This is a genomic window from Aminobacter sp. P4_D5 (assembly GCF_056401815.1).
This window is the reverse complement of the sequence record NZ_JBFUIP010000968.1, coordinates 1-615: the sequence shown is the minus strand read 5'-3', so window position 1 is coordinate 615 and position 615 is coordinate 1. Positions and strand designations below refer to the sequence as shown.

Below are 615 nucleotides of genomic sequence, written 5' to 3'. Positions count from 1 at the left end.
CGCATGACGTGGAGGAGGCGATCTACCTGGCCGACCGCATCGCCATGCTGACGAACCGCCCCACCACCCTCGCCGAGATGGTGGAGGTCGGCCTGCCGCGCCCGCGCGACCCCATCACGACGCGCGAGCTCCCGCGCTTCCTGGAGCTGCGCCACGACCTCCTGGGCAAGCTGCTGAACCGCCATGCTGTCTAGGCGGGTATTGGGCTGGCTGCCGGGGCTGATCGTCCTGGCGCTGATCCTCGTCGGGCTGGAGACCGCCGTGAATGCCGGCTGGATCCGCCGCGCGCTGATGCCGCCGCCGACGGTCATCGCCCTTGCCCTCTGGGACCTGCTGGTGTCGGGCGAGTTCGTGGAGCCGTTGCTCGCCACGCTGCGGCTGGTCTTCACGGGCTTCGCCATCGGCAGCGTGATCGGCATCGCGGCCGGCATCGCCATGGGCTGGTTCCCCGCCGTCTTCCGGCTGCTGGAGCCGCTGGTCGAGCTCATGCGCCCCATCCCCAAGGCCGCGCTGGTGCCGGCGCTGATGCTGTTCCTGGGCATCGGCGACACCATGAAGATCACCTCCGTCTCGCTCGCCGTCCTCTTCCCGGTGCTGGTGAACACGCTGCAGGGC

1 protein-coding gene and 1 pseudogene are annotated in these 615 nt (G+C 70.1%); both read left to right on the top strand.

The features are described 5' to 3' along the window. Positions 1-194 (top strand): annotated as a pseudogene (locus AC1DWF_RS36115) (ABC transporter ATP-binding protein); the annotation flags it as partial. Between the two features lie 7 nt (positions 195-201). Next, a partial coding sequence (locus AC1DWF_RS36110) for an ABC transporter permease (RefSeq protein ID WP_476843259.1) occupies positions 202-615 on the top strand: 414 nt, incomplete at its 3' end.